Annotated in this window: 2 protein-coding genes; both read right to left on the bottom strand. The window is 42.4% G+C overall.

The window, feature by feature from the left end; all coding sequences use genetic code 11:
• Positions 1–615: IS3 family transposase (locus tag AC3WU2_RS30635; protein ID WP_492458611.1), on the bottom strand; the 615-nt coding region annotated here is incomplete at its 3' end.
• Positions 573–1,011: helix-turn-helix domain-containing protein (locus AC3WU2_RS30630; RefSeq protein WP_492458610.1), on the bottom strand; the 439-nt coding region annotated here is incomplete at its 5' end. The genes AC3WU2_RS30635 and AC3WU2_RS30630, both read right to left, overlap by 43 nt.

The raw sequence follows: 1,011 nt of genomic DNA, 5'->3' as shown, positions 1-1,011 counted from the left end.
AGCTAATTGGGCAGCTTGTTCTAATGTTTGGAATACCAGCGGATTGTTATTTGAATGCCCCAATACATAAGAAACAATAGATTTATCATGGAGATCTAGAATAGCGCTTAAATAGGCTTTCTGACCTTGTCCATATTTGAATTCGGTCACATCTGTTACCCACTTCTCATTTGGCGCTATTGCTTGAAACTCACGGTTCAAAAGGTTCTCTGCCACCTGTTGTGGAGTAGAACGCATGTATTTCGGTTTCTTCCTACGGATTACGGACTGAATCCCCCGTAACTTCATTAGCCGGTATACGCGCTTATGGTTAATTTGTTTTCCAGTTTGTTTACGTATATGTAGGGTTAATTGACGGTACCCAAAGGTACGCTCTACTTTTTCGTAGATGTTCATCATCACCTGAGCCAACTGTTCATTCTCCAGCTCAAGAGAGCTGAGTTGGCGGTTTAGCCACTTGTAATAGCTTGAGCGTGCAATTCCTGCAATCTCACAGAGAAGCTTTATACTCATTGACTCATCCTTGTGAAGTGTTTGAATAGCAAGGTAAATCGTCTCTTGTCGTCTGTGACCTAGCGTCGCCTTCTTTCGAGTTCCTCTAACTTTTTTAAGAATGCATTTTCGGCCCGGAGGCGCTCAATTTCATACTCCATATGTTTCATTTTGAGTTTCTGTTGATCGGCATCTGTTAGCTCTTCAGGTGCTTTCTTTCTCCCTCGGCCATCTTTTAACGCATCCTGACCACCATCTTCGAACTTCTTCACCCATTGGTATACTTGTTGGTAAGAAACCTTAAACTGTTCCGCTGTCTTTTGGTAGTCATGCTGATTCATCAGGCAATACTGGACGATCTCAATCCGTTCCTGCCACGTTGTAGAGCGACCCTTTGTCATAGCTTTTGCTTCCCCTCTGTAGGCTTTTAAGCTGCTATGACCATTATACTTCTTAATCCAATCGGAAAGTTGTCTCGTACTAGCTATCTTGTATTTCTCAATGATCTGATACTGAGAA

It is taken from the genome of Paenibacillus sp. EB106-05-06-XG162, from assembly GCF_058791655.1.
This window is presented reverse-complemented; position numbering and strand designations above follow the sequence as displayed.